This is a genomic window from Bacillus sp. FSL W7-1582 (assembly GCF_038593325.1).
Classification (GTDB): Bacteria; Bacillota; Bacilli; order Bacillales; family Bacillaceae; genus Bacillus; species Bacillus altitudinis.
The window spans coordinates 3,060,163-3,080,873 of the sequence record NZ_CP151987.1 but is presented as its reverse complement, the minus strand read 5'-3'; the positions used below and the strand labels follow the sequence as shown (position 1 = coordinate 3,080,873).

19 protein-coding genes are annotated in these 20,711 nt (G+C 43.8%); 17 read left to right on the top strand and 2 right to left on the bottom strand.

Annotation, left to right across the window (positions count from 1 at the left end):
- The first annotated feature begins 4 nt into the window (after nucleotides 1-4).
- The 13 genes from NSQ11_RS15970 (at nucleotide 5) to NSQ11_RS15910 (ending at nucleotide 13,795) form a co-directional block, all read left to right on the top strand.
- Nucleotides 5-1,108, top strand: coding sequence for an EpsG family protein (locus tag NSQ11_RS15970; protein WP_342501160.1), 1,104 nt, complete (start codon nucleotides 5-7; stop codon nucleotides 1,106-1,108).
- Between the two features lie 27 nt (nucleotides 1,109-1,135).
- Nucleotides 1,136-2,164, top strand: a complete 1,029-nt coding sequence (locus NSQ11_RS15965; protein ID WP_342501159.1) for a glycosyltransferase — start codon at nucleotides 1,136-1,138, stop codon at nucleotides 2,162-2,164.
- Nucleotides 2,164-3,192 carry a polysaccharide pyruvyl transferase family protein gene (locus NSQ11_RS15960; RefSeq protein WP_017359196.1) on the top strand — a complete coding sequence of 343 codons (1,029 nt, stop codon included), beginning with the start codon at nucleotides 2,164-2,166 and terminating at the stop codon, nucleotides 3,190-3,192. Before NSQ11_RS15965 ends, NSQ11_RS15960 begins: the two co-directional genes overlap by 1 nt.
- Nucleotides 3,193-3,220: 28 nt before the next feature.
- Nucleotides 3,221-4,750: an MATE family efflux transporter gene (locus NSQ11_RS15955; protein WP_035389448.1), complete on the top strand. Its 1,530-nt coding sequence runs from the start codon at nucleotides 3,221-3,223 to the stop codon at nucleotides 4,748-4,750.
- Between the two features lie 20 nt (nucleotides 4,751-4,770).
- The gene (locus tag NSQ11_RS15950) at nucleotides 4,771-5,364 is read left to right on the top strand and encodes a sugar transferase (RefSeq protein ID WP_017359198.1); all 594 of its coding nucleotides are present in this window, start codon (nucleotides 4,771-4,773) and stop codon (nucleotides 5,362-5,364) included.
- Nucleotides 5,327-6,016, top strand: coding sequence for an acetyltransferase (locus NSQ11_RS15945; protein WP_046344511.1), 690 nt, complete (start codon nucleotides 5,327-5,329; stop codon nucleotides 6,014-6,016). Before NSQ11_RS15950 ends, NSQ11_RS15945 begins: the two co-directional genes overlap by 38 nt.
- On the top strand, nucleotides 6,013-7,176 hold the full coding sequence (locus NSQ11_RS15940) for a DegT/DnrJ/EryC1/StrS family aminotransferase (RefSeq protein WP_008347739.1): 1,164 nt from the start codon (nucleotides 6,013-6,015) through the stop codon (nucleotides 7,174-7,176). Before NSQ11_RS15945 ends, NSQ11_RS15940 begins: the two co-directional genes overlap by 4 nt.
- A 168-nt stretch (nucleotides 7,177-7,344) precedes the next feature.
- On the top strand, nucleotides 7,345-8,964 hold the full coding sequence (gene nikA / locus NSQ11_RS15935; RefSeq protein ID WP_008347738.1) for a nickel ABC transporter substrate-binding protein: 1,620 nt from the start codon (nucleotides 7,345-7,347) through the stop codon (nucleotides 8,962-8,964).
- A gap of 18 nt (nucleotides 8,965-8,982) precedes the next feature.
- Nucleotides 8,983-9,927 (top strand): nickel ABC transporter permease subunit NikB, encoded by a 945-nt coding sequence (gene nikB / locus NSQ11_RS15930; protein ID WP_025208001.1) that lies wholly within the window; start codon nucleotides 8,983-8,985, stop codon nucleotides 9,925-9,927.
- Complete coding sequence (gene nikC, locus NSQ11_RS15925) at nucleotides 9,924-10,757, top strand: nickel ABC transporter permease subunit NikC (protein WP_212338584.1); 834 nt, start codon at nucleotides 9,924-9,926, stop codon at nucleotides 10,755-10,757. Before nikB ends, nikC begins: the two co-directional genes overlap by 4 nt.
- 13 nt (nucleotides 10,758-10,770) lie before the next feature.
- Nucleotides 10,771-11,577, top strand: coding sequence for a nickel import ATP-binding protein NikD (gene nikD, locus NSQ11_RS15920; RefSeq protein WP_076821132.1), 807 nt, complete (start codon nucleotides 10,771-10,773; stop codon nucleotides 11,575-11,577).
- Nucleotides 11,578-11,590: 13 nt separating this feature from the next.
- Nucleotides 11,591-12,406 carry a dipeptide/oligopeptide/nickel ABC transporter ATP-binding protein gene (locus tag NSQ11_RS15915; RefSeq protein ID WP_342501158.1) on the top strand — a complete coding sequence of 272 codons (816 nt, stop codon included), beginning with the start codon at nucleotides 11,591-11,593 and terminating at the stop codon, nucleotides 12,404-12,406.
- Nucleotides 12,407-12,469: 63 nt separating this feature from the next.
- Complete coding sequence (locus NSQ11_RS15910) at nucleotides 12,470-13,795, top strand: MATE family efflux transporter (RefSeq protein WP_079920536.1); 1,326 nt, start codon at nucleotides 12,470-12,472, stop codon at nucleotides 13,793-13,795.
- Between the two features lie 24 nt (nucleotides 13,796-13,819).
- On the opposite strand, the gene yvfG is transcribed toward NSQ11_RS15910, so the two are convergent.
- Nucleotides 13,820-14,035 (bottom strand): protein YvfG, encoded by a 216-nt coding sequence (gene yvfG, locus NSQ11_RS15905; protein WP_017359206.1) that lies wholly within the window; start codon nucleotides 14,033-14,035, stop codon nucleotides 13,820-13,822.
- Nucleotides 14,036-14,105: 70 nt separating this feature from the next.
- Here yvfG and rpoN point away from each other — a divergent pair, with 70 nt between their 5' ends.
- Both rpoN and NSQ11_RS15895 read left to right on the top strand, forming a co-directional pair.
- Nucleotides 14,106-15,404, top strand: coding sequence for an RNA polymerase factor sigma-54 (gene rpoN, locus NSQ11_RS15900; protein ID WP_335357908.1), 1,299 nt, complete (start codon nucleotides 14,106-14,108; stop codon nucleotides 15,402-15,404).
- 173 nt (nucleotides 15,405-15,577) lie between these two features.
- Nucleotides 15,578-16,315: a FadR/GntR family transcriptional regulator gene (locus NSQ11_RS15895; protein ID WP_035389433.1), complete on the top strand. Its 738-nt coding sequence runs from the start codon at nucleotides 15,578-15,580 to the stop codon at nucleotides 16,313-16,315.
- Nucleotides 16,316-16,342: 27 nt separating this feature from the next.
- Here NSQ11_RS15895 and NSQ11_RS15890 read toward each other — a convergent pair whose 3' ends face one another.
- Nucleotides 16,343-17,785, bottom strand: coding sequence for a sigma 54-interacting transcriptional regulator (locus NSQ11_RS15890; RefSeq protein WP_035389431.1), 1,443 nt, complete (start codon nucleotides 17,783-17,785; stop codon nucleotides 16,343-16,345).
- A gap of 209 nt (nucleotides 17,786-17,994) precedes the next feature.
- Between NSQ11_RS15890 and NSQ11_RS15885 the strand changes: the two genes are divergently transcribed.
- Together NSQ11_RS15885 and NSQ11_RS15880 are read left to right on the top strand one after the other, a co-directional pair.
- On the top strand, nucleotides 17,995-19,188 hold the full coding sequence (locus NSQ11_RS15885; protein ID WP_035389429.1) for an ornithine--oxo-acid transaminase: 1,194 nt from the start codon (nucleotides 17,995-17,997) through the stop codon (nucleotides 19,186-19,188).
- 101 nt (nucleotides 19,189-19,289) lie between these two features.
- A complete protein-coding gene (locus NSQ11_RS15880) occupies nucleotides 19,290-20,711 on the top strand; it encodes an amino acid permease (protein WP_035389427.1) in 1,422 nt (473 codons plus the stop codon).

Genomic DNA, 20,711 nt, shown 5'->3' with positions numbered 1-20,711 from the left:
GCAGATGGCGGTTTATTTGGTGAACATGATCATGGTCTATTTATGGTCGAGCTTTGCTGCATTTTATGGCAGACGTGATGATACCATACAAAGCGGCTGGCGGCCGAACAAGCTTCTGGTGTTTTTTCCATTTTTATTTCTTTGTATTGTGGCGGGCATACGCTACAAAGTAGGAACTGATTTCGTCACCTATGGACAAATGTATGAGTTCTCCGTCAACTATGACAAGCCTTGGCATATTTTCGGATTCGGTGTAGACAAGGCCGCCACTGATCCGGGCTTTACATTGATCTTGTGGATGCTCAATCAACTGTCACATGAGCCGCAAATCATGTATATCACAGTTGGGATCATCACCTATTTTTTTATTATCAAAACACTTGTGCGATATGGACGGCCATTTGAGCTTAGTATGCTGCTATTTCTCGGCACATTTCATTATTACGCTTCGTTTAATGGCATGCGGCAGTATATGGTGGCGGCGATTCTTTTTTATGCCATCCGATTTGTCATCAAAGGTCAGTGGAAATGGTATTTTCCGCTCGTGCTTGTATGCGCGCTGTTTCATTCCTCGGCACTCATTATGATTCCAGTCTATTTCATCGTCAGAACAAAGGCATGGTCTTGGATGATGCTTGTGTTATGTATGATTTTTCTAGGCTTAACCGCTCTGTATGACCGCTTTGTCTCCGTGTTTGTGGTGATGCTGCAAGGGAGTTCTTATGGTCATTACGAGGAGTGGCTGACAACGAATACGAATGGAATGAATGTGACGAAAATTGGTGTCTTGATTTTGCCGTTATTGCTTGCGTTCTTTTGTCGAAAACGACTTCGTGAGCTGACGCCAGAGAGTGATTATATTGTGAATTTTTGCTTGCTTGGATTTTTGTTTGGCATCCTTGCAACGAAGGATGTCATTTATGCAAGATTTCATATTTACTTTGGTCTGTATCAGCTCATTTTACTGCCTTATTTCACACGGATTTTTGATCAGCGAACCAATTTTTTTATGTATATCGGAATTGGGGTTTGCTATATTTTGTACAGCATCATGCTGATGCCGTTTGATTCTTCTGTTTTACCGTACCGAACGATTTTTACAAAGTAGATTTGAAGAAAGGTGGGGCTTGCTGTCATGCCAGCTATCAGTCTATTGGTCGCAATCTATAACACTAGTCAATATGTGGAGCAGTGTCTTCAATCGATTGCAGACCAAAGCTTTTCAGATATAGAGGTCATCCTCATTAACGATGGATCTACCGATCACAGTGGAGACATCCTTGAAGCGTTTGCTGCGCGTGATGAGCGATTTCGGGTGATTCACCAAACCAATCAAGGGCTGGGAGCGGTGAGGAACAGGGGCATAGAAGAAGCAACAGGAACGTATCTTGCCTTTGTTGATTCAGACGATGTTCTCGCTCCTCAATACTGTGAGGCTTTATATCAAGAAGCCGAAAACACTGGTGCCGATCTTGTTGTTAGTGAATATTGGATTCAGTTTGAACAGTCAAAACGGATCATACCGACGACGCTGTTAGCTCAGCAGAAAGCCGATAAGACAAGTTTAATAGAATCGTTATTACATGGTGAGATCACGGGATTCTCATGGAATAAGCTGTATCGGCGGGCATTTATCGAAAAGCATCATATCCGTTTTCCGTTGAGAGGTGAGCTTGAGAATATTGAAGATCAATATGTCACGCTGCGCTGTTTTTCTTTATCACGTGTCATTGCCTTTGTTCATGAGCCGCTTTATTATTACCGGGTTCATTTGTCATCCATTGTCCAGCGATATCAAAAGCAGTATTTTCAGCATGGACTGGCGTTTTATGACGCGCAGCGTTTGTTTTTAAAAGAGCATGATGAGCTGACACCATATGAGAAGGCTTTTTGTTTTTTTATCGTGAATCATACGCTGCATTGTATGCTCAATGAATGGAAGAGCCAAAATTCCCTGTCCTTTCAAAAAAAGCTTGGTCATATGCGTGAAATGGTGACACATGAAGCTTTTCAGAAGGCTGTGAAACAAGTGGAACCATCGAAGCTGACTGTGCGAAAGCGAATGATCTTATTCCTTGCTAGGCTGCAGTGGGTGTATCCGCTCTCTGCCGCAGCTTCAAGCTATCAAAAATGGATTGAATATCAAACGAGAAAATCGGGGTGATGAGTGTGACATTCCAGCAATTAAAAGCACATGCCGCAGAGTGGCTGCTCTTAAAGGTCAAGTATCCACTTCAATATAGGTTGAGCCGCCAAAGACTGCCAGAGCTGCGTCATCAGAAGAAGATCATTCTCACGCTGCTACCGGCACATGACAACTTAGGTGATCATGCGATTGCCTATGCGAGCTGCTGTTTTTTACAAAAGCATTTTCCAGACTATCAAATCATAGAAGTAGACATGCAGGAGATGTATCGTCTAGCACGTCCGCTGAAGCACGCGCGGCACCCAGAGGACATTGTCTGTATCATCGGCGGGGGCAACATGGGCGATTTATACCGATATGAAGAATGGACAAGACAATTTATCATGAACGCCTTTAAGTCCTATCCCGTCATTCAGCTGCCCGCTACTGCTCATTTTACAGAAACAAAGAGAGGGAAAAGAGAAGAACGCCGCGCCATTCAAGCATATCAGCAACACCCGAGGCTTCTTTTGATGGCAAGAGATCAAACCACCTATCAATGGATGAAGCAGCATTTTCCTAATAAAGAGGTGTGGAAACAGCCTGATATGGTCCTGACATTAGACGAAACATCAAAGAGTCAAACCCGTAAAGGAGTGCTGCTTTGTCTGCGTGAGGATAAGGAGGCATATCTCACGAAAGAGAAACGAGAACAACTGCAGGAGCATATCAAAGAAACGTATGATCAAGTTGGTTTTATCACAACAACCATTGGGAAGCGAGTGAATCGAACGACTCGTTTAGAGGAATTATCCACGTTATGGACGCAGTTAAGACAGGCACAAGTCGTCGTGACAGATCGACTGCATGGCATGATCTTTTGTGCGATCACACATACACCGTGTGTTGTCATCAGGTCGTTTGATCATAAAGTCATGGAAGGATATGAATGGGTAGCGCACTTGCCATTTATGACCCTTTTGAAGGAACCAACGGAGGAAGCGGTGAAAAAGGCCATTCATCAGCATATGAAAACAAGCGGACAAAAGGGAGAGGAAGCTGGATGAAGGCCCTTAAACACTGCGTGAAATCACCATGAACCGTGCGTTTCTTTACAATGTCAGTGCAAATGTGATGACGTTTATCTTGATGATGCTGATGTCTGTTTGTTTAACGCCTTACATTGTTCATACACTTGGAGTGGAAGCGTTTGGTCTGATTCATCTGACGCAAAATATGATCAATTATTTATCGGTCATTACGGCTTCATTAAGTGCTGTGGTGGTGCGTTTTTTTTCTGTTGCCGCTCATAAAGGAGAGATGGAACAAGCGCAGCGCTATCTCGCTTCCTATTTTGTCAGTTCTCTTTTTTTATCCATCTGTCTTTTTTTACTTTGTCTATTCATGTCTCAGCAGCTGGTTGACTGGCTCCATGTGCCTGCTCATCTTGCAAAAGATACACAGATCGCCTTTGTGTTAGGGGGTCTTTTATTTATGCTCAATTTCGTCATGTCTGGTATTGGGGCGGCACCATTTTATGCGAACAAATTATATGTATCGAGTGTTGGACAGGCCATTCAGATGTTTGGCAGGGCGCTTGTGATTGTTCTGTTATTTACCGTGACAACACCAGCCATTTGGCATATTCCGCTTGCAGCCGTTATAGGGAGTCTCGCCGCTTTGGGAATGGGTCTCTATTATTTTAAGAAACTCATTCCTTGGTTTTCGTTTAAGTGGCGGTACGTTTCTTTATCTTCAAGTCTCACGCTGGTTCGATCAGGGGTGTGGCATTCATTTGAACAAATGGGCATTTTGTTGTTTTTACAAATCGATTTATTGATGACCAACTTACTGATTGGGGCAGAAGCGACTGGACAGTATGCCGCCATTTTACAATTTCCATTATTATTGCGCACCCTTGCAGGGACACTTGCGGTTGTGTTTGCGCCAACGATCACAAAATTATATTCAAATCAAGACGAGCAGGGGCTCATTCAATACGCTGCCAAAGCCATGAAATGGAGTGGTTTATTTGTGGCATTCCCCGCGGCTCTGTTAGGAGGTCTTGCCGGTCCGCTCATGCTGTTATGGCTTGGACCAGCCTTTGAGGAGCTGAAATGGCTGCTGATGATTCATGCGGCTTATTTGTGTTTCACGTTGATGTTTTTACCGCTGACCTATGTACCGACTGCCTTTAACCGATTTAAAGTGCCGGCGGTTGTGACACTCATATTAGGCGGTTCCAATGTCCTGTTCGCCTATGGACTGACTCACCTACTTCAGCTCGGGTTATATGGCATTGCATCAGCAGGAGCCGTTGTTTTATTGATGAAAAATATCGTCTTTCTCCCATTGTATACAGCCAAGATCACGAAACAGAAAAGTACCATCTTTTATAAACATACAGTCGTTCCGCTGTTTGGGGCTCTGTTCATATGGGGGATCTGTGCCGGCATTCAGGCTGTGTATGATGTGACGAGATGGTGGGAGCTATTTTGTATTGGCGGAATATGTTTCGTTCTCTACTTAGGCTATTTGTATCAATTTGCAGGAACAAAACAAGAGCGGATACAGCTCATGCGTAAGGTGAAACAAGCTGCTATTGAACGAGCTGTCTCCCGCTAGTGTGGAAAGGAGAAGCAATGATGAAAAGAATAATAGATGTGGTCGTGGCACTGACACTGCTCATCGCAGGGAGTCCTCTTTTCCTTCTCATCTATGGACTCATTCGGTGGAAAATCGGAGCGCCTGTGGTGTTTCGACAAGAACGGCCTGGTCTGTACGGACAGCCGTTTATGCTTTATAAATTTCGGACGATGACCGAGGAACGCGATGAACATGGCGTACTGCTTCCAGACCATCTTCGATTAACAAAAACCGGCGCCTTTATTCGTAAGCTCAGTCTTGATGAATTGCCGCAGCTTGTCAATGTACTCAAAGGGGAAATCAGTCTCGTTGGACCAAGACCGCTTTTAATGGAGTATTTACAAATGTACACAGAGGAGCAAGCGAAGCGTCATCTTGTAAAGCCTGGTATCACTGGATGGGCCCAGGTGAATGGAAGAAATACTCTCTCTTGGGAGGAGAAATTCACCTATGACCTCTGGTATGTAGAGCACCAATCGTTTTGGCTCGATATGAAAATCTTATGGATGACCTTACTGAAAGTCATCAAAACAGAAGGGGTGCAGCAGCCAAATCATGCAACAGCTGAAAAATTCAAAGGAACTGATACGTAAAGAGCAGCCCATTGGCTTAATAGGGGCTGGCGGACACAGTAAGGTCATTCAGGAGTTGATTTTTTTGCATCCTGAGTACTCATTGTGTGCTGTATTAGACGATCGATTTGAGGAAGCTGACCCTCAAACCGGCATTCTGTATGGTCCGATTTCTATGAGTCAAAAGGTAAGAGATGAAATACCTGATATGCAATGGCTTATTGCCATTGGGCAAAACGAAATCAGACAGAGGATCAAAGAACGTCTCGAATTTGAAGAGAGGGCATTTGCCACACTGATTCATCCAGAGGCAGTTGTGAGCTCGTCAACGAAGGTTGGCGGGGGAACGGTTGTGATGGCAAGGGCTGTTGTGCAAGCAGATGCAGTGATCGGTGAGCATGCCATTATCAACACCGGTTCTATCGTGGAGCATGACTGCTTTCTCGAATCCTTTACGCACCTATCCCCGGGAGCTGTGCTCACCGGCTGTGTCTCTGTGCGAGAGGGTGCTCATATTGGAGCTGGGGCTGCTGTCATACCTGGCAGAACCATTGGAAGCTGGGCAGTAATCGGCGCAGGAGCGGCAGTGACCCGAGATATACATGATCAGAAAGTCGCTGTAGGCGTTCCTGCAATTGAGATCAAAGATCGAAGAGAAGGTGGGAAATCATGAGAGACAGGAAACGAATCTACTTATCTCCTCCTCATATGAGTGGAAAAGAACAGATGAAAATAGAGGAGGCATTTAAAAGCAATTGGATTGCACCATTAGGACCGCTTGTAAATGAATTTGAGCAAGTGGTCGCGGATTATGCAGGGGTGAAGAGAGGAGCAGCATTATCTTCAGGAACAGCAGCCATTCACCTTGCCTTAAAACTCCTTGGCGTTCAAAAGGGAGATATGGTCTTTTGTTCCACTCTCACATTTGTTGCCAGTGCAAATCCTATTTTATATGAACAAGCGACGCCTGTTTTTATTGATTCAGAAAAAGAGACTTGGAATATGTGTCCGCTGGCGTTAGAGAAAGCCTTTGCTGAAACAAAACGACTTGGGAAAAGACCCCGAGCGGTCATTGTCGTTCATTTATACGGACAAAGTGCGAAAATGGATGAAATCATAGCAGTGTGTGAGGCATATGATGTGCCAATCATTGAAGATGCGGCTGAATCGTTAGGCAGTATATATAAAGGAAGAAAAAGCGGTTCAATGGGCAGGTTCGGTGTTTACTCTTTTAACGGAAATAAAATCATTACAACATCAGGAGGCGGAATGCTTGTCAGTGATGATGAAGCAGCGATCGACCGCTGCCGATTTCTCGCGTCACAGGCGAGAGAACATGCCCTACACTATGAGCATCAAGAGGAGGGATATAACTATCGAATGAGCAACCTGCTCGCAGGTGTAGGAATTGCACAAATGGAAGTGTTAGAGGAGCGTGTTCAGCAAAAACGCCGCATTTTCGAGCGTTATCAAGATGCTTTAGCCGATATTGAAGGCCTTCAATTTATGCCAGAATATCAAGACACCACATCAAACCGCTGGCTGACCACATTCACCATTGATCATCATGCACAGATGTCTCCAGTAGAGATGATAGATGCTTTAGAACAAAAGCAGATCGAAGCAAGGCGTGTATGGAAGCCGCTGCACCAGCAGCCGCTCTTTCATGGTTATCCTTTTTATACAACAGCCGATGAAGTCCCTGCATCTGAGTTGTTATTTGAGACAGGTCTTTGCCTGCCATCTGGTACAAGCATGACAGACGCGGAACAGGAGCTTGTCATTGATACACTGTACAACGCCCTGCAAAAGAAAGCATTACCCTCCTCATAGGCTGCTCGTTCATCAGCAGCCTGCCTCTCTTTTTAACAAATCCCTTAATTTGTGGAATAATAAGGAATATATATTGTCATTTCGTTTCAAATATGATATTGACAACAGAGTCCTTCCTCCTTAAAATGAAAATGATTATCAGCATCAATTAGGAGGAGCAACCAACTTATGTCGATTTGGAGTAATTTTCCGAAAATTAAAATAAATACAATATTACCTATCCTACTGATCTTCTTACTAGTAGGCTGTTCTCAAGCAAATAATGGAGCAGGTGGAGACAAGGATCATCCCGATATGATCACCATGGCATGGCCAAGAGATATTGGCGAAATGAATCCGCACATATACAATCCATCACAATTGTTTGCCCAATCCATGATTTACGAACCATTGGTGAGCTATCAAAAAAATGGAAAGCTTAAACCTGAATTAGCAAAATCATGGGATGTTTCCAAGGATGGCAAGGTGTATACGTTCCATCTTAGAGACAATGTCACGTTCTCAGATGGATCTAAATTTAATGCGAATATTGTGAAAAAGAATTTTGATACGATTTTAAAAAACAAAGAAGTACATAGCTGGTTAGGTGTCATAAAGAAAATCAAAAAGACAGAAGCAGTGGACAAGCAAACGTTTAAACTCACATTAACTGAGCCTTATTATCCAACTGTTCAGGAGTTAGCTGTTGTGCGCCCTGTTCGTTTCCTAGGAGAAGCAGGTTTTCCGAAAAACGGAGATACATCAAAAGGAATCGAAAAACCAGTGGGGACAGGTCCTTGGGTATTAAAGACGTACAAAAAAGATGATTACGCGATTTTTGAACGAAATGACCACTACTGGGGAGAGAAACCAAAGGTCAAAGAAATCAAAGTGAAGGTCATTCCAGATGCTGAAACAAGAGTGATGGCATTTGAAAAAGGCGATGTAGATTTACTTTATGGAGAAGGAACGATTAGCCTTGATGCTTTTAAACAACTAGAGGCGAGCGGCAAGTATGAAACGAAGATGTCAGAGCCTGTAGCCACAAGACAGCTTGTCATGAACACAAAAGTCGATCAGCTGTCAGATCAGAAAGTGCGTCACGCCCTTCAGTATGCGATCAATAAAACATCATTGGTGGAAGGTGTGACCTCTGGCTTAGAGGATGTAGCAGATCACATCTTGCCGACAAACATGCCATATACGTCAGGCATCCGGGTGAAATCTTTCCAGTATGATGTGGACAAAGCGAAGGCTTTACTGGATGAAGCGGGCTGGACGCTTCCAAAAGGAAAAACCATACGGGAAAAAGACGGAAAAACGCTTGAGTTTAGTATGATGTATGACTCAGCAGAATCGATTCAAAAAACAATGGCTGAAACACTGCAGGCAGAATGGGCAGCCATTGGGGTCGGCGTCAAACTTGAAGGTGTCGAGCTGGCGACGCAGGTTCAGCGATTTAAAGCGAACAAATTTGATATGAACTTCTTTAGCAATTATGGAGCGCCGTATGATCCGCATACATTTATGAACGTTGTCTCATCAGATGGTTTTGGATTCAAAGAGGCGATCTCAGCGTATCCGAATAAAGATAAGCTGATCAAAGAAATGACGGAGATTCCATCAACAACTAATGAAAACAAACGTAAAGCACTTTATTCGTCCGTCTTATCATCCTTGCAAGATCAAGGGGCGATTGTGCCAATCTCTTATTTTAAAAAGACAGCTGTTTATCAAAAAGATGTGAAGGACTTTGATTTCCCTGCGAATCGAGATGAACATCCTTTCACAGGCATCAAGCTGAAGTAACAGAAGGAAGGTAAGCAAATGAGCCGCTATATCATCAAACGAATGTTATCCATCATTCCTGTTTTTCTACTAGCGACACTGTTCACAACTGGCATGATTCATCTGTCACCAGTTGATCCAGCGGAGGCATATTTAGCAGCGGCTCATATTCAGCCTACTGATGAGGTATTAGCCCAAAAACGAAGTGAATTTGGTTTAGATGAACCTTTTTACATGCAGTACCTTCATACGATTGGAAAAGTCGTCCGTCTTGATTTTGGGCGGTCGTATATGACCAATCAGCCTGTGCTTGATGAGGTGATCTATCGAATACCTGCGACGATTCAATTGGCGTTCACTAGTCTGCTGATCGCAATTTGTGTCAGTATTCCACTGGGCTTTTTCAGCGGGTTGAGAAAAAATGGCGTTGTAGATCATGTGAGCCGGATGATTTCCTTCCTAGGAGCATCTATCCCGACCTTTGTTTTGGGATATTTGCTCATCTTCTTTTTTTCAGTGAAACTCGATCTTTTACCTGTTGAAGGTGTTGGTACATGGGAACATCTTGTACTGCCATCCATTACACTGGCTGTGCCGTTAATTGCGATGTATACGAGATTATTGCGAGCGAGTGTGAGTGAGACGCTTCACGAGCCTTTTGTTCAATATGCGAGAATGAGAGGGTTAAAGGAACAATCGATTATGTTCAAACATGTCTTCAGAATGGCGATATCACCGATGCTGACAGGACTTGGCGTGAATCTTGGCAAGCTGCTCACAGGGACTATTATTGTAGAGGCTGTTTTTTCATGGCCTGGATTTGGACGATTTTTTATTGAAGCGATCTTTAACCGGGATCTGCCGGTCATTCAATTTTATGTGTTGATGGCGGCGTGTATCTTTATCTTAAGCAGCTTGATAGTTGATCTCCTTCAGCTGCTCATTGACCCCCGTATTTCTAGAAAGGAAGGCCGCCAGCCATGATGACAAAAGTAAAACATCTTTTCTATCATCAAAAGATGATCTCGATCTGTGTGCTGCTGCTCAGTCTCCTGCTCATTGTGACGATATGTGCACCATGGATCGCTCCGCATGACCCAGCGGCTGTCAATCTTGCAATGAAGCTAAAGGGTTCTTCATGGGAGTATCCTCTAGGCACCGACCAATTGGGAAGATGCAATTTATCTCGTATTCTATATGGTGCTCGTATTTCACTAGGCTGTGCGTTGTTAATCTTTGTTTCCTCTCTATCTATCGGTTTAATCGTAGGGCTGATTTCTGGATATAAAGGTGGCTGGATCGATCACGTATTGATGAGATTGTGCGACGGGGTCATGGCATTTCCAAATTTGGTGCTGATCCTCGGATTAGTCGGTATTTTTGGACCAGGGCTTTCTCAAGTGGTGCTGGCTTTGATGCTTGTGCAGTGGGTGTATTACGCCCGCGTCTTTCGAGGGATGGTGCTTAGTTTAAAGGAACAAAACTTTATTGCAGCTGCGAAGATTAGTGGTACTTCCCATTGGAATATCATGAGAAAGCATATGATTCCGAATGTACTGCCGCCACTCGCAGTTGTGGGCACACTTGAAATGGGCTGGGCGATTATGGACATTTCCGCCATGTCTTTTCTAGGCTTAGGGGTTCAGCCCCCTACGCCTGAATGGGGAGCGATGATCCATGAAGGAAAATCTTATATTCAAACAAATCCTCAGCTGATGCTTTATCCGGGTCTTGTGATTATGGCTGTGGTCATTCTATTCAACTTACTGGGAGAAGCCCTTTCAGAGAAATATGGCATCAAACGTCGTGTGTAAAGGAATGAGTCAGATGGAAGAGTCTATTTTAAACATAGAGAACCTGCATGTGCATACGAAAACGCCGCAAGGAACCATTTCTCTCGTTCAGGAAATAGCATTTGAGGTAAAGCACGGTCAAATTGTTGGATTAATTGGTGAGAGCGGATGCGGAAAAACGGTGACAAGTATGTCGATCTTAAACATGCTTGATCGAAAAACAACGGAAGTGACTGGCAGTATCACTCTACAAGGTCGAGAATTGATCGGTTTGAGTGAACAGCATATGCGGTCTATTCGTGGCAAAGATCTCTCATATATCATGCAAAATCCAATGAATAGCTTTACGCCTGTATGGACAATTGGACATCAATTGATTGAAACAATCCGCCGGCATACAGCTGTCAGTAAAAGGCAGGCACGGGTCCAGGCAATGAAAGCCTTAGAGAAAATGAACCTGCCGCATCCAGATCAATTACTGAGTAAGTACCCTTTTGAATTAAGCGGGGGGATGCTCCAGCGTGTCATGATTGCTATGGCTGCCTGTATGCATCCGCCTCTGATCATCGCAGATGAACCGACAACCGCATTAGATGTACACAATCAGAAGCTGGTGCTTGAGCACTTGAATCAAATTCGTCATGAATACGGAACGGCGATTTTGCTCATTACCCACGATCTTAGTGTGATTGCGGAAATGGCAGACGAGGTTGTGGTGATGAAACAAGGAAAAATCGTTGAAAAGGCTGAAGTTCTTGAGCTTTTTGAACACCCGAAGCATGATTATACAAAGAAACTTTTAGCAGCTCGTCCATCCATGCCAGCTGTTTGCACGATTTGAGGTGAGAAGACCGTTGCATTTAATAGAAGTGAAAGCAGTGAGTCATTCATATGGCAACCGATCGTTTCTGATGAGGACAAAAGGGAGAGCCCCTGTCCTGAAAAACGTCCATTTGACCATTGAAGAAGGCACTTGTCTTGGGCTATTAGGTCAAAGTGGTGCAGGGAAAAGTACACTCGGCCGCATCATCCTTGGACTAGAGAAGCCGAGTAGCGGACAAGTTCTGTTTGAAGGTCAGGATATCATTCGTGCAGATCAGCGGACACATCAGCATTTCCGCCGACATGTACAAGCGGTATTTCAAGATTCATATTCGGCGGTGAATCCAAGGTGGACAGTGGAACAAATTCTATCTGAGCCACTTGAAAATTATGAACCAATGACCCGTAAAAATCGTCAGCATATACTCATTCACTGGTTAGAAAGAGTAGGGCTCAGTGAGCAGGATTTGTCCAAGTACCCATACCAATTTAGCGGCGGCCAGCTACAGCGGATCAACATCGCCAGAGCACTGGTGCTTCAGCCAAAGCTCATTGTGCTGGATGAATCAGTCAGTAGCTTAGATATGGTTACGCAGGCTGTCATTTTAGATTTGTTAGTCGAATTAAAGAAAGAGCTGAAGCTTGCATACTTATTTATTACACATGATTTGACAGCGGCCTATCATTTAAGTGATCAATTAGCGATTCTTGATCAAGGTGAACTTGTGGCTCAGTTTCAATCGAAGGATGATTTCTTTATATCAGAGCACGAAGCTGTGCTGAAAATGAAGGAGGCAACGCTCGCCAGTCACCCTTTGTCTCGAACGATTGGCAGGCCGGTTCGTTAACTTTTTCATCCCTTCAATGCCTCTTTTAGGAGAGGCTATTTTTCATGAAAGGCAGGTGGCATCGTGAACCATCGAGCATATTTAGCTTTGGCGATCCCTTTAACCATTTCAACGATGACCACGCCATTACTTGGAGCTGTCGATACAGCAGTTGTTGGCCAGCTTGCCAACCCCGCTTATATAGGAGGCGTCGCAGTCGGCAGTCTCATTTTTAGTACATTGTACTGGCTGTTTGGCTTTTTACGGGTAAGTACATCTGCTTTTGCCGCCCAAGCAAACGGAGCGCAGAACGAGGAGCAGGGTGTTCTTGCTTTTCTAAGGCCTTTTTTGCTGGCTATAATCGTCGGGCTTTGTTTTATTGCTCTTCAATGGCCCATTATTCAATCCGCATTATGGATCATCTCTCCTGCTGCTGATGTGCGCCAACATGCAGCGGCCTATTTTCACATTCGGATCTGGGGAGCGCCATTTACCTTAATGAATTACGTCATACTCGGCTGGCTGATGGGGATGGCAAAAATGAAAGAAGCCCTTTCTTTACAAATTTTGATCAATGTCATGAATATGATCTTGGCATTGATCTTAGTTCATGCGTTTTCTTTTGCCGTCAAAGGTGTGGCAGCGGCGACATTGATCTCTGAACTCACTGCTTTTGTGTTAGGGGTCTGGATTATCTTGAAGCATACGTCAAACGGTTATCGGATGCCGTCTATCCAGCAGATGATGGACACACGTGCAGTAAAGAAAATGTTTCATGTGAATAAAGACTTGTTTATCCGAACGATCTGTCTGCTTGTTGTGATCAACATGTTTACAGCGAAGGGAGCGTCTTTCGGAACGGAGCAATTGGCGGCGAATGCCATTTTATTTCAAATTCACTACATCATGGCCTATTTGTTCGATGGATTTGCCAATGCATCCAGCATCCTTGTCGGTAGATCAGTAGGTGCGAACGACCGAGCGCTTTATGATAAAACATTAACCCTTTCGAGACAATGGGCAGTTGTGATGGCATGTGTCATTGCGACAGGTTACTTTTTCTTTAAAGTACCGATTTTGAGCCTGTTTACAAATTTGCCTCAGCTTCTTGATGTGACACTGCAATATGCCGATTGGCTCGTTCTTTATCCGTTTGCTGCTTGTTTTGGTTTGGTGATTTATGGTGTATTCACAGGTGCGACAGAAATTGCTCCTGTTAGGAATTCAATGCTGTTTGCGATGATTTTGTTTGTGGCTGTTCAGGCGGCAGTCATTCCGATATGGCACAATCACGGACTATGGTTTGCCTTTATCATTTATACTTTAGGACGGTCAGGCTTTTTGATGATGTACAAATCAAAGCTGGATCAAAAGCTTTTCCTGCATGAAAAACACCCTTTGCAATCATGAGAAAGGGTGTTGTTTGTCGTCCATTTATTCGCTTTCTTTTTTCACCTTTTGGTACGCTTCATCGAGATGCTGAATTCGCTTCAAGACAACAGCATTTTTCGTCAATTGGTCCTGCACAAGTGTAGAAACCACCGAACGATAATAAGCGTTCATGGCATGAATCTTGTCTTCATGTTGATTCATGGCAATGTGCTGTTTTAAATTGTCGATAAAGTATGGAACGGAAAAAAGTTCAGACATGGAAATCACTCCTATTTCGTATATACGGTCCGTCAATCTTCATGTAAAATGATGAGAGGGAGGGGAGACAATGAGCCTTAAACTGCAACAAGAACTAGTATTAAAGCAGGTACTCACGCAAGAACTCAGGCAGGCGATTACGCTGCTACAATTGAATTGTGCAGAGCTGGGTGAGTATCTGGATCAGTTAGCGCTTGAGAACCCTCTGATTGAGCGGAAAGACACGGACAGCTATCAACCAGTTTATCATAAAAGAACGCAAGATCGAATGACAGAGCCGTATCGTACGCATCAAAAAGAAAGCCTGCAAATGTATTTAAAGAGACAGGCCATTGATTTGAATTTAAGTGAAAAGAATCAAAGGATTTTTCAATTTATGATTGAGTCCATTGATTCCAATGGCTATTTAAATGAACCGATTGACCAAATGGCCGCTGCTCTAGGGGCTTCGGCAGAAGAAGTAGAAGCTGTTCTTCATCAGCTTCAATCATTAGAGCCTGCTGGTATTGGCGCTAGATCATTGCAAGAATGTATCCTGCTCCAGCTTAGACGAAAAAAGGATCGCTGGTATGAAGCAGAGCTGATCATCGAAGGGCATTTCTTTCTTTTCGCAAGGAAGGCTTGGAAGGAAATCGCGGCAAAAACAGGTATACCTTTGAAAACCTTGCAGGCCATACAAGATGAGGTGTCGCTTCTCGAACCAAGACCAGGCCTTCATTTCTCTTATGAAGACCAGGATGTGTATATAGAACCAGATGTGTTGATTACAGCTACGGGAGGTCACATCACATTCGAGCTGAACCAGCGTGCTTTTCCGGACATTGAAATGAATGAAGGGTATTTCGCCATGATTCAAGATCAAAAGCGGCATGAAGCATACACGTATTTAAAGGAAAAGCAGCAGCAGTACAATTGGCTTGTTCAAGCGCTGAAGCAGAGAAAACAAACGATGACAAATGTCATTCGTGAGATTATCTTACAACAGACTGATTTTTTCCTGACAGGGAAGCATAAAATGAAACCGCTTACGATGAAGCGGATTGCAGATATATTACAAGTGCATGAGTCGACAGTGAGCCGAACAGTCAAAGGAAAAATGGTGCAGACCCCTTATGGGTTAATGGAAATGAAACAGTTTTTTCAAGCGAAACTAGAAGGGCATTCGCTAGAAGAAGCATCCAGCTACACAGTGAAGACGCACATTTCAGAGCTGATTCAATCAGAAAATAAGAAAAAACCGTATTCGGATCAGCAAATCATGACGCAACTTCAGCAAACCTTTGGTATCCGTGTCTCTCGCAGGACTATTGCCAAATATCGTGAGCAAATGAACCTTCCGTCTTCCACGCTGCGGAAACGCTATGATTAAAAAGAAGCACATGCCAGAAACAATGGCACGTGCTTCTTTTTTGATGAGTGGAAGAGCGATTGAAGATTTCTTGAGAATTGAGAAAAGGGGAGAGGTGTGATCTGAATTTTGGGGTAAAGTATAAGATAGGGCATGAGCCGATAGGGTAGACAACAGTGATGAGGTGAGACCAATTGAAATATAAACAAATCAAAACGAAAAAAATATATGAAGAAATTGCGGATGCATTAATCGAATCCATTCGAACGGGGGAGCTTCTTCCGGGCGAAAAATTAGACTCGGTTCAAGCACTTTCTGAAAACTTTCAAGTCAGCCGTTCCGCTGTGAGAGAGGCGCTGTCCGCTCTGAAAGCGATCGGATTAATAGAGATGAAGCAAGGAGAAGGCACATATGTGAAGCAGTTCGATCCTGAGCAGCTCACATTTTGTTTATCTCCTGCTTTTTTGATGAAGCAGCAGGATATCGTGCAGCTTCTTGAAGTGAGATCAATCATTGAATCAGGTGCTGTCAAAAAGGCAGCATTGCTGCGGACAGACGATGACCTCCATCGACTGCATGAGGCACTAGAACAAATGAAGCGTGCAGAGGCGCATAAAGAAATTGGTGAGGAGGCAGACCTCACATTTCATCTTGCCATCGCTAAAGCCTCAAAGAATCATTTACTAGCGGCGTTAATGAATCAGGTCTCAACCTTGTTAATGGAAACGATGCGAGAAACAAGAAAAATCGTGTTATTCTCAAGAAAAGCGTCCATACGTCAGCTTTACAAAGACCATGAACGTATTTATCAAGCTGTCATGGACAAGCAGCCAGAAGAAGCGGAGAGGGCGATGCTTACACATTTGGAAACAGTAGAACAACTTCTTGGTGATGTGCTGCAAGAACAGGAAGGAAAGCCAGATATTCAATAAGCTGTGCCACATAAGGGCACAGCTCTATTATTGAAGAGAAATATGCAGCTTTTTCATTCGATATTGCAGACTTTGCCTGCTCATGCCCAATATCTTTGCAGTCTGTGAAATATTGTCGTCCATTTTATTTAAGTAATGGACGATGTATTGTTTTTCAAATCGTTCCATTTGGGTTTGGAAATCAGTTGTATGATCTGAGCTCGTGTAGACAAACGTATCAGCTGCAGCTGCTAGATTAAGCGGACTCATCTGCATGTGTTCACTAGGACGTCCTTCTCCTTGCTTGAAACGGAAATGGTAAGGAAGGTGATGCATGCTTAAGTATGTTTCGTCCATCATCATATTCATCCCAGCTTCAATCACATGCTCCAGTTCTCTTACATTGCCCGGCCAATGATACGTTTGGAACAGGGCAAGTACCTCTTCATCAGCCGCCTTCACATTCATTTGAAACAGTTCATTATATTTTTGAATAAAATGCATGACAAATGTGGGGATGTCTTCTTTTCGCTCAGAGAGTGGCGGGATAAACAAGGTGACAATGCCAAGCCGGTAAAATAAATCCTTTCGCATCCGTCCACCTGCGATCGCATCTACAGGGTCCTCATTCATATTAGCAATCACTCTCACATCAATGGCGATTTCCTTTGTACTGCCTAACCTTCTTACACGTTTCTCTTGCAAGACGCGCAATAGTTTTGCTTGAAGAGCTGGGTGTAATGAGTTGATCTCATCTAAAAGCAGTGTACCTCCTTGTGCTTGTTCGAATAGACCCGGCTGATCTGTTGCCCCTGTAAAAGCCCCTTTTTGTGTTCCAAAAAGCAGACTTTCAATCAGGTTATCAGGCAGTGCTGCACAATTCTGCGTAATAAATGGTCCAGATGAACGGCTGCTGCCATTATGAATGCTTTGTGCAAATAGTTCTTTCCCCGTCCCTGTCTCACCAACAATCAGCACATAAGAAGAGGTACGTGTGGCTCGTTTCGCATGTTCAATCACTTCTAAAAAGGCAGGACTCTCCCCAATGATTGAATCAAATGTAAAGCGTGTGTTTCCTTTTTTCTTCATATTGTGATGAATGAGCCGTTCCAGTTTCGTGACATCATTCGAAATTTCAACTGCCCCTTGAATCAAACCGTCTCGAACGAGCGGGTATGTATGGTTAATCGTTGTGATTTCTTTTCCATTGTAGTTGTGATACGTCTGCTTTGCATGAACCGTCTGTTTCCCGGTTCGCAGCGCTTGGACAAGTGTACTGTGCATCTCATCCTGAAACACAAAGAGGTCTAAGACATTTTTATAAAGGACATCAGAACGTTTTAAAGATTCGATCTCCATCATTTTTTTGTTATAAACAATGGTATTGCCATTTTCGTCAATGGCGTGAACCCCAACATCAATTAAATCGAGCATTTGTTTATATAGATCAATCTCATTTTCGAGCTTTGCGGTATGCTGATCTTTTTTCACTTGCGCCACCTCCAGACATTACCTCTATTTTACATGAAAAATTTTGCGGTTTCCTCTAAAAAAATTTGCATATGCAAAATATTTTTGCGGTAAAGATGAGCACAATCCTAGACACAGAGCGATCACTAAGTTGGCATGATCCTTGCATAACATAAGAGTGAAGATGAACCCAATCAAAAGAGGCAAGCTTATAGAAGGAGGAATACACGATGACACAGACAAAAGCATTGATTCATCAAACAGAACAATACGGTGCGGCGAATTATCATCCGTTGCCAATTGTGATTTCAGAGGCTGAGGGAGTGTGGGTGACTGATCCTGAAGGCAACCGCTACATGGATATGCTCAGTGCATATTCTGCAGTGAACCAAGGACATCGCCATCCCCGCATTATTGAAGCGCTTAAAACACAAGCTGACCGCGTGACACTCACATCAAGGGCCTTCCATAATGATCAGCTTGGCCCATGGTATGAGAAGATCTGCAAATTAACGAATAAAGAGATGGCATTGCCGATGAATACGGGTGCCGAGGCTGTGGAAACGGCGATAAAGGCAGCGAGACGATGGGGCTATGATGTCAAGGGAATCGAAGAGAATCGAGCAGAAATCATTGCATGTACCGGGAATTTTCATGGTCGTACAATGACGGCTGTGTCACTTTCTTCGGAAGCAGAATATCAAAGAGGTTTCGGTCCGATGCTCCCAGGCATAAAGCTCATCCCTTATGGAGATATTGAGGCGTTACGCGAAGCAATCACTCCGCAAACAGCAGCTTTTCTCTTTGAACCGATTCAAGGAGAAGCGGGCATTGTCATGCCGCCTGAGGGCTTTATAAAAGAGGCAAAAGCGATCTGTGAGAAGGAACATGTGTTATTGATCGCAGATGAAATTCAAGTGGGATTAGCTCGGACCGGCAAGATGTTTGCATGCGACTGGGAAGATATTGAGCCGGATATGCTGATTCTTGGTAAAGCACTTGGCGGTGGGGTATTCCCGATCTCATGTGTTGTAGCAAATCGTGATATTTTAGGTGTGTTTAACCCAGGATCTCACGGGTCTACCTTTGGCGGGAATCCTCTTGCGTGCGCAGTATCGCTAGCTGCACTAGATGTTTTAATCGACGAGAAGCTTGCCGAGCGCTCATTGGAGCTTGGGGAATATTTCAAAGACAAACTGTCACGCATTCAAAGTCCTGTCATTAAGGAAGTGCGCGGGCGTGGACTATTTATTGGAATGGAACTGACTGAGGCAGCTAGACCCTATTGCGAGAAGCTCAAGCAAGCCGGGCTGTTATGCAAAGAAACCCATGAGACAGTAATTCGATTTGCACCGCCGCTCACCATTTCAAAAGAAGACTTGGATTGGGCAATCGCTCATATCGAAGCGTTATTTCAAGCATAAATGATCAAGGGAGAAGACTTCAAATTCTCCCTTTCTCTTTCAATGAACGGCGAATTTTGTCAAAGGTTGATGAATAGAAGAGTGAAAGTGGGGAAGCGGATTTGAAGCCAGAACAGCATAATGAATTAGAGCGTTCCATGAAAAGCAGACATCTCTTTATGATTGCCTTAGGTGGGGTCATCGGAACAGGCCTTTTCCTTGGGTCAGGACTCATTATTCATCAGGCAGGCCCAGGGGGAGCCATTCTTTCGTTTATCATTGGCGGATTGCTCATGTATTTGGTGATGCTCTGTCTTGGTGAATTAGCAGTGGCGATGCCGACAGCTGGTTCCTTTCAGGAGTATGCAACCAAATATATAGGTCCGTCCACAGGCTTTATGATCGGCTGGCTTTATTGGTTTAGCTGGGCATGTACAATTGGACTTGAGTTTACATCAGCAGGTATTCTACTCCAAAGGTGGTTCCCAGATATCCCTGTTTGGCTTTGGTGTCTTGCCTTTAGCGTCATCTTATTTTCCATCAATGCCATCTCGGCACGCAGTTTCGCTGAAACAGAGTTTTGGTTTTCAGCCATCAAGGTTGCTGCGATCTTATTGTTTATTATCATTGGAATTGGCGCAATTTTCGGAATGATTCACTTGAAAGGTGGGGAACCAGCCCCTCTATTTCGTCATTTGACGGATCATGGTGGACTTTTTCCTAATGGTGTTTTTGCGATTTTATTAACCATGGTCACAGTCAATTTCTCCTTTCAAGGAACAGAGCTTGTAGGGATTGCAGCAGGGGAGAGTGAAAGTCCAGAAAAAACACTCCCGCGCTCTATTCGGAATATTATTTGGCGGACGATGGTCTTTTTTGTTTTATCGATTGCGGTTCTTGCAGCACTTCTTCCATGGCAGACCGCCGGCGCAGTGGATAGTCCGTTTGTTGTGGTGTTGGACAAGGTCGGCATACCATACGCTGCAGATATCATGAATTTTATTATCATTACAGCCGTTTTATCTGTAGCGAACTCTGGATTATATGCATCATCACGTATGCTTTGGGCGCTTTCAAAAGACGGGAAAGGACCTGTTTTCACGAAAAAATTATCCAAGCGTAAAATCCCGATCAATGCCTTATTGGTGACAATGGGTGTATCCGCTCTATCACTGCTCACGAGTGTTGTAGCACCAAAAACGGTATATGTCTGGCTCATATCCATTTCGGGTATGGTGCTTGTCGTGGTTTGGATGTCGATTTGTTTATCCCAATACTTCTTTAGGAGGCAATTCATAAAAGAGGGCGGAGATGTAAAGAATCTTGTCTTCCGAACGCCTTTTTATCCATTTGTGCCATTAGCAGGCTTTATCGCATTTGGCATTGTTCTTATCAGTTTATTCTTTATTGAGGATCAGCGGATTGGTCTTTATTGCGGAGTTCCATTTATGGCCGCCTGCTACATCATTTACTACCTCAAGATTAAACCGAAGGAAGATGCGAAACGATTTAATGAAGAGAAAGAAACGATACCGAAAACATAA

Coding starts and splice junctions, on each gene's coding strand:
- NSQ11_RS15970 (WP_342501160.1), top strand. CDS start 5: ATGGCGGTTTATTTGGTGAACATGATCATGGTCTATTTATGGTCGAGC.
- NSQ11_RS15965 (WP_342501159.1), top strand. CDS start 1,136: ATGCCAGCTATCAGTCTATTGGTCGCAATCTATAACACTAGTCAATAT.
- NSQ11_RS15960 (WP_017359196.1), top strand. CDS start 2,164: ATGAGTGTGACATTCCAGCAATTAAAAGCACATGCCGCAGAGTGGCTG.
- NSQ11_RS15955 (WP_035389448.1), top strand. CDS start 3,221: ATGAACCGTGCGTTTCTTTACAATGTCAGTGCAAATGTGATGACGTTT.
- NSQ11_RS15950 (WP_017359198.1), top strand. CDS start 4,771: ATGAAAAGAATAATAGATGTGGTCGTGGCACTGACACTGCTCATCGCA.
- NSQ11_RS15945 (WP_046344511.1), top strand. CDS start 5,327: ATGCAACAGCTGAAAAATTCAAAGGAACTGATACGTAAAGAGCAGCCC.
- NSQ11_RS15940 (WP_008347739.1), top strand. CDS start 6,013: ATGAGAGACAGGAAACGAATCTACTTATCTCCTCCTCATATGAGTGGA.
- nikA (WP_008347738.1), top strand. CDS start 7,345: ATGTCGATTTGGAGTAATTTTCCGAAAATTAAAATAAATACAATATTA.
- nikB (WP_025208001.1), top strand. CDS start 8,983: ATGAGCCGCTATATCATCAAACGAATGTTATCCATCATTCCTGTTTTT.
- nikC (WP_212338584.1), top strand. CDS start 9,924: ATGATGACAAAAGTAAAACATCTTTTCTATCATCAAAAGATGATCTCG.
- nikD (WP_076821132.1), top strand. CDS start 10,771: ATGGAAGAGTCTATTTTAAACATAGAGAACCTGCATGTGCATACGAAA.
- yvfG (WP_017359206.1), bottom strand. CDS start 14,035: ATGTCTGAACTTTTTTCCGTTCCATACTTTATCGACAATTTAAAACAG.
- rpoN (WP_335357908.1), top strand. CDS start 14,106: ATGAGCCTTAAACTGCAACAAGAACTAGTATTAAAGCAGGTACTCACG.
- NSQ11_RS15885 (WP_035389429.1), top strand. CDS start 17,995: ATGACACAGACAAAAGCATTGATTCATCAAACAGAACAATACGGTGCG.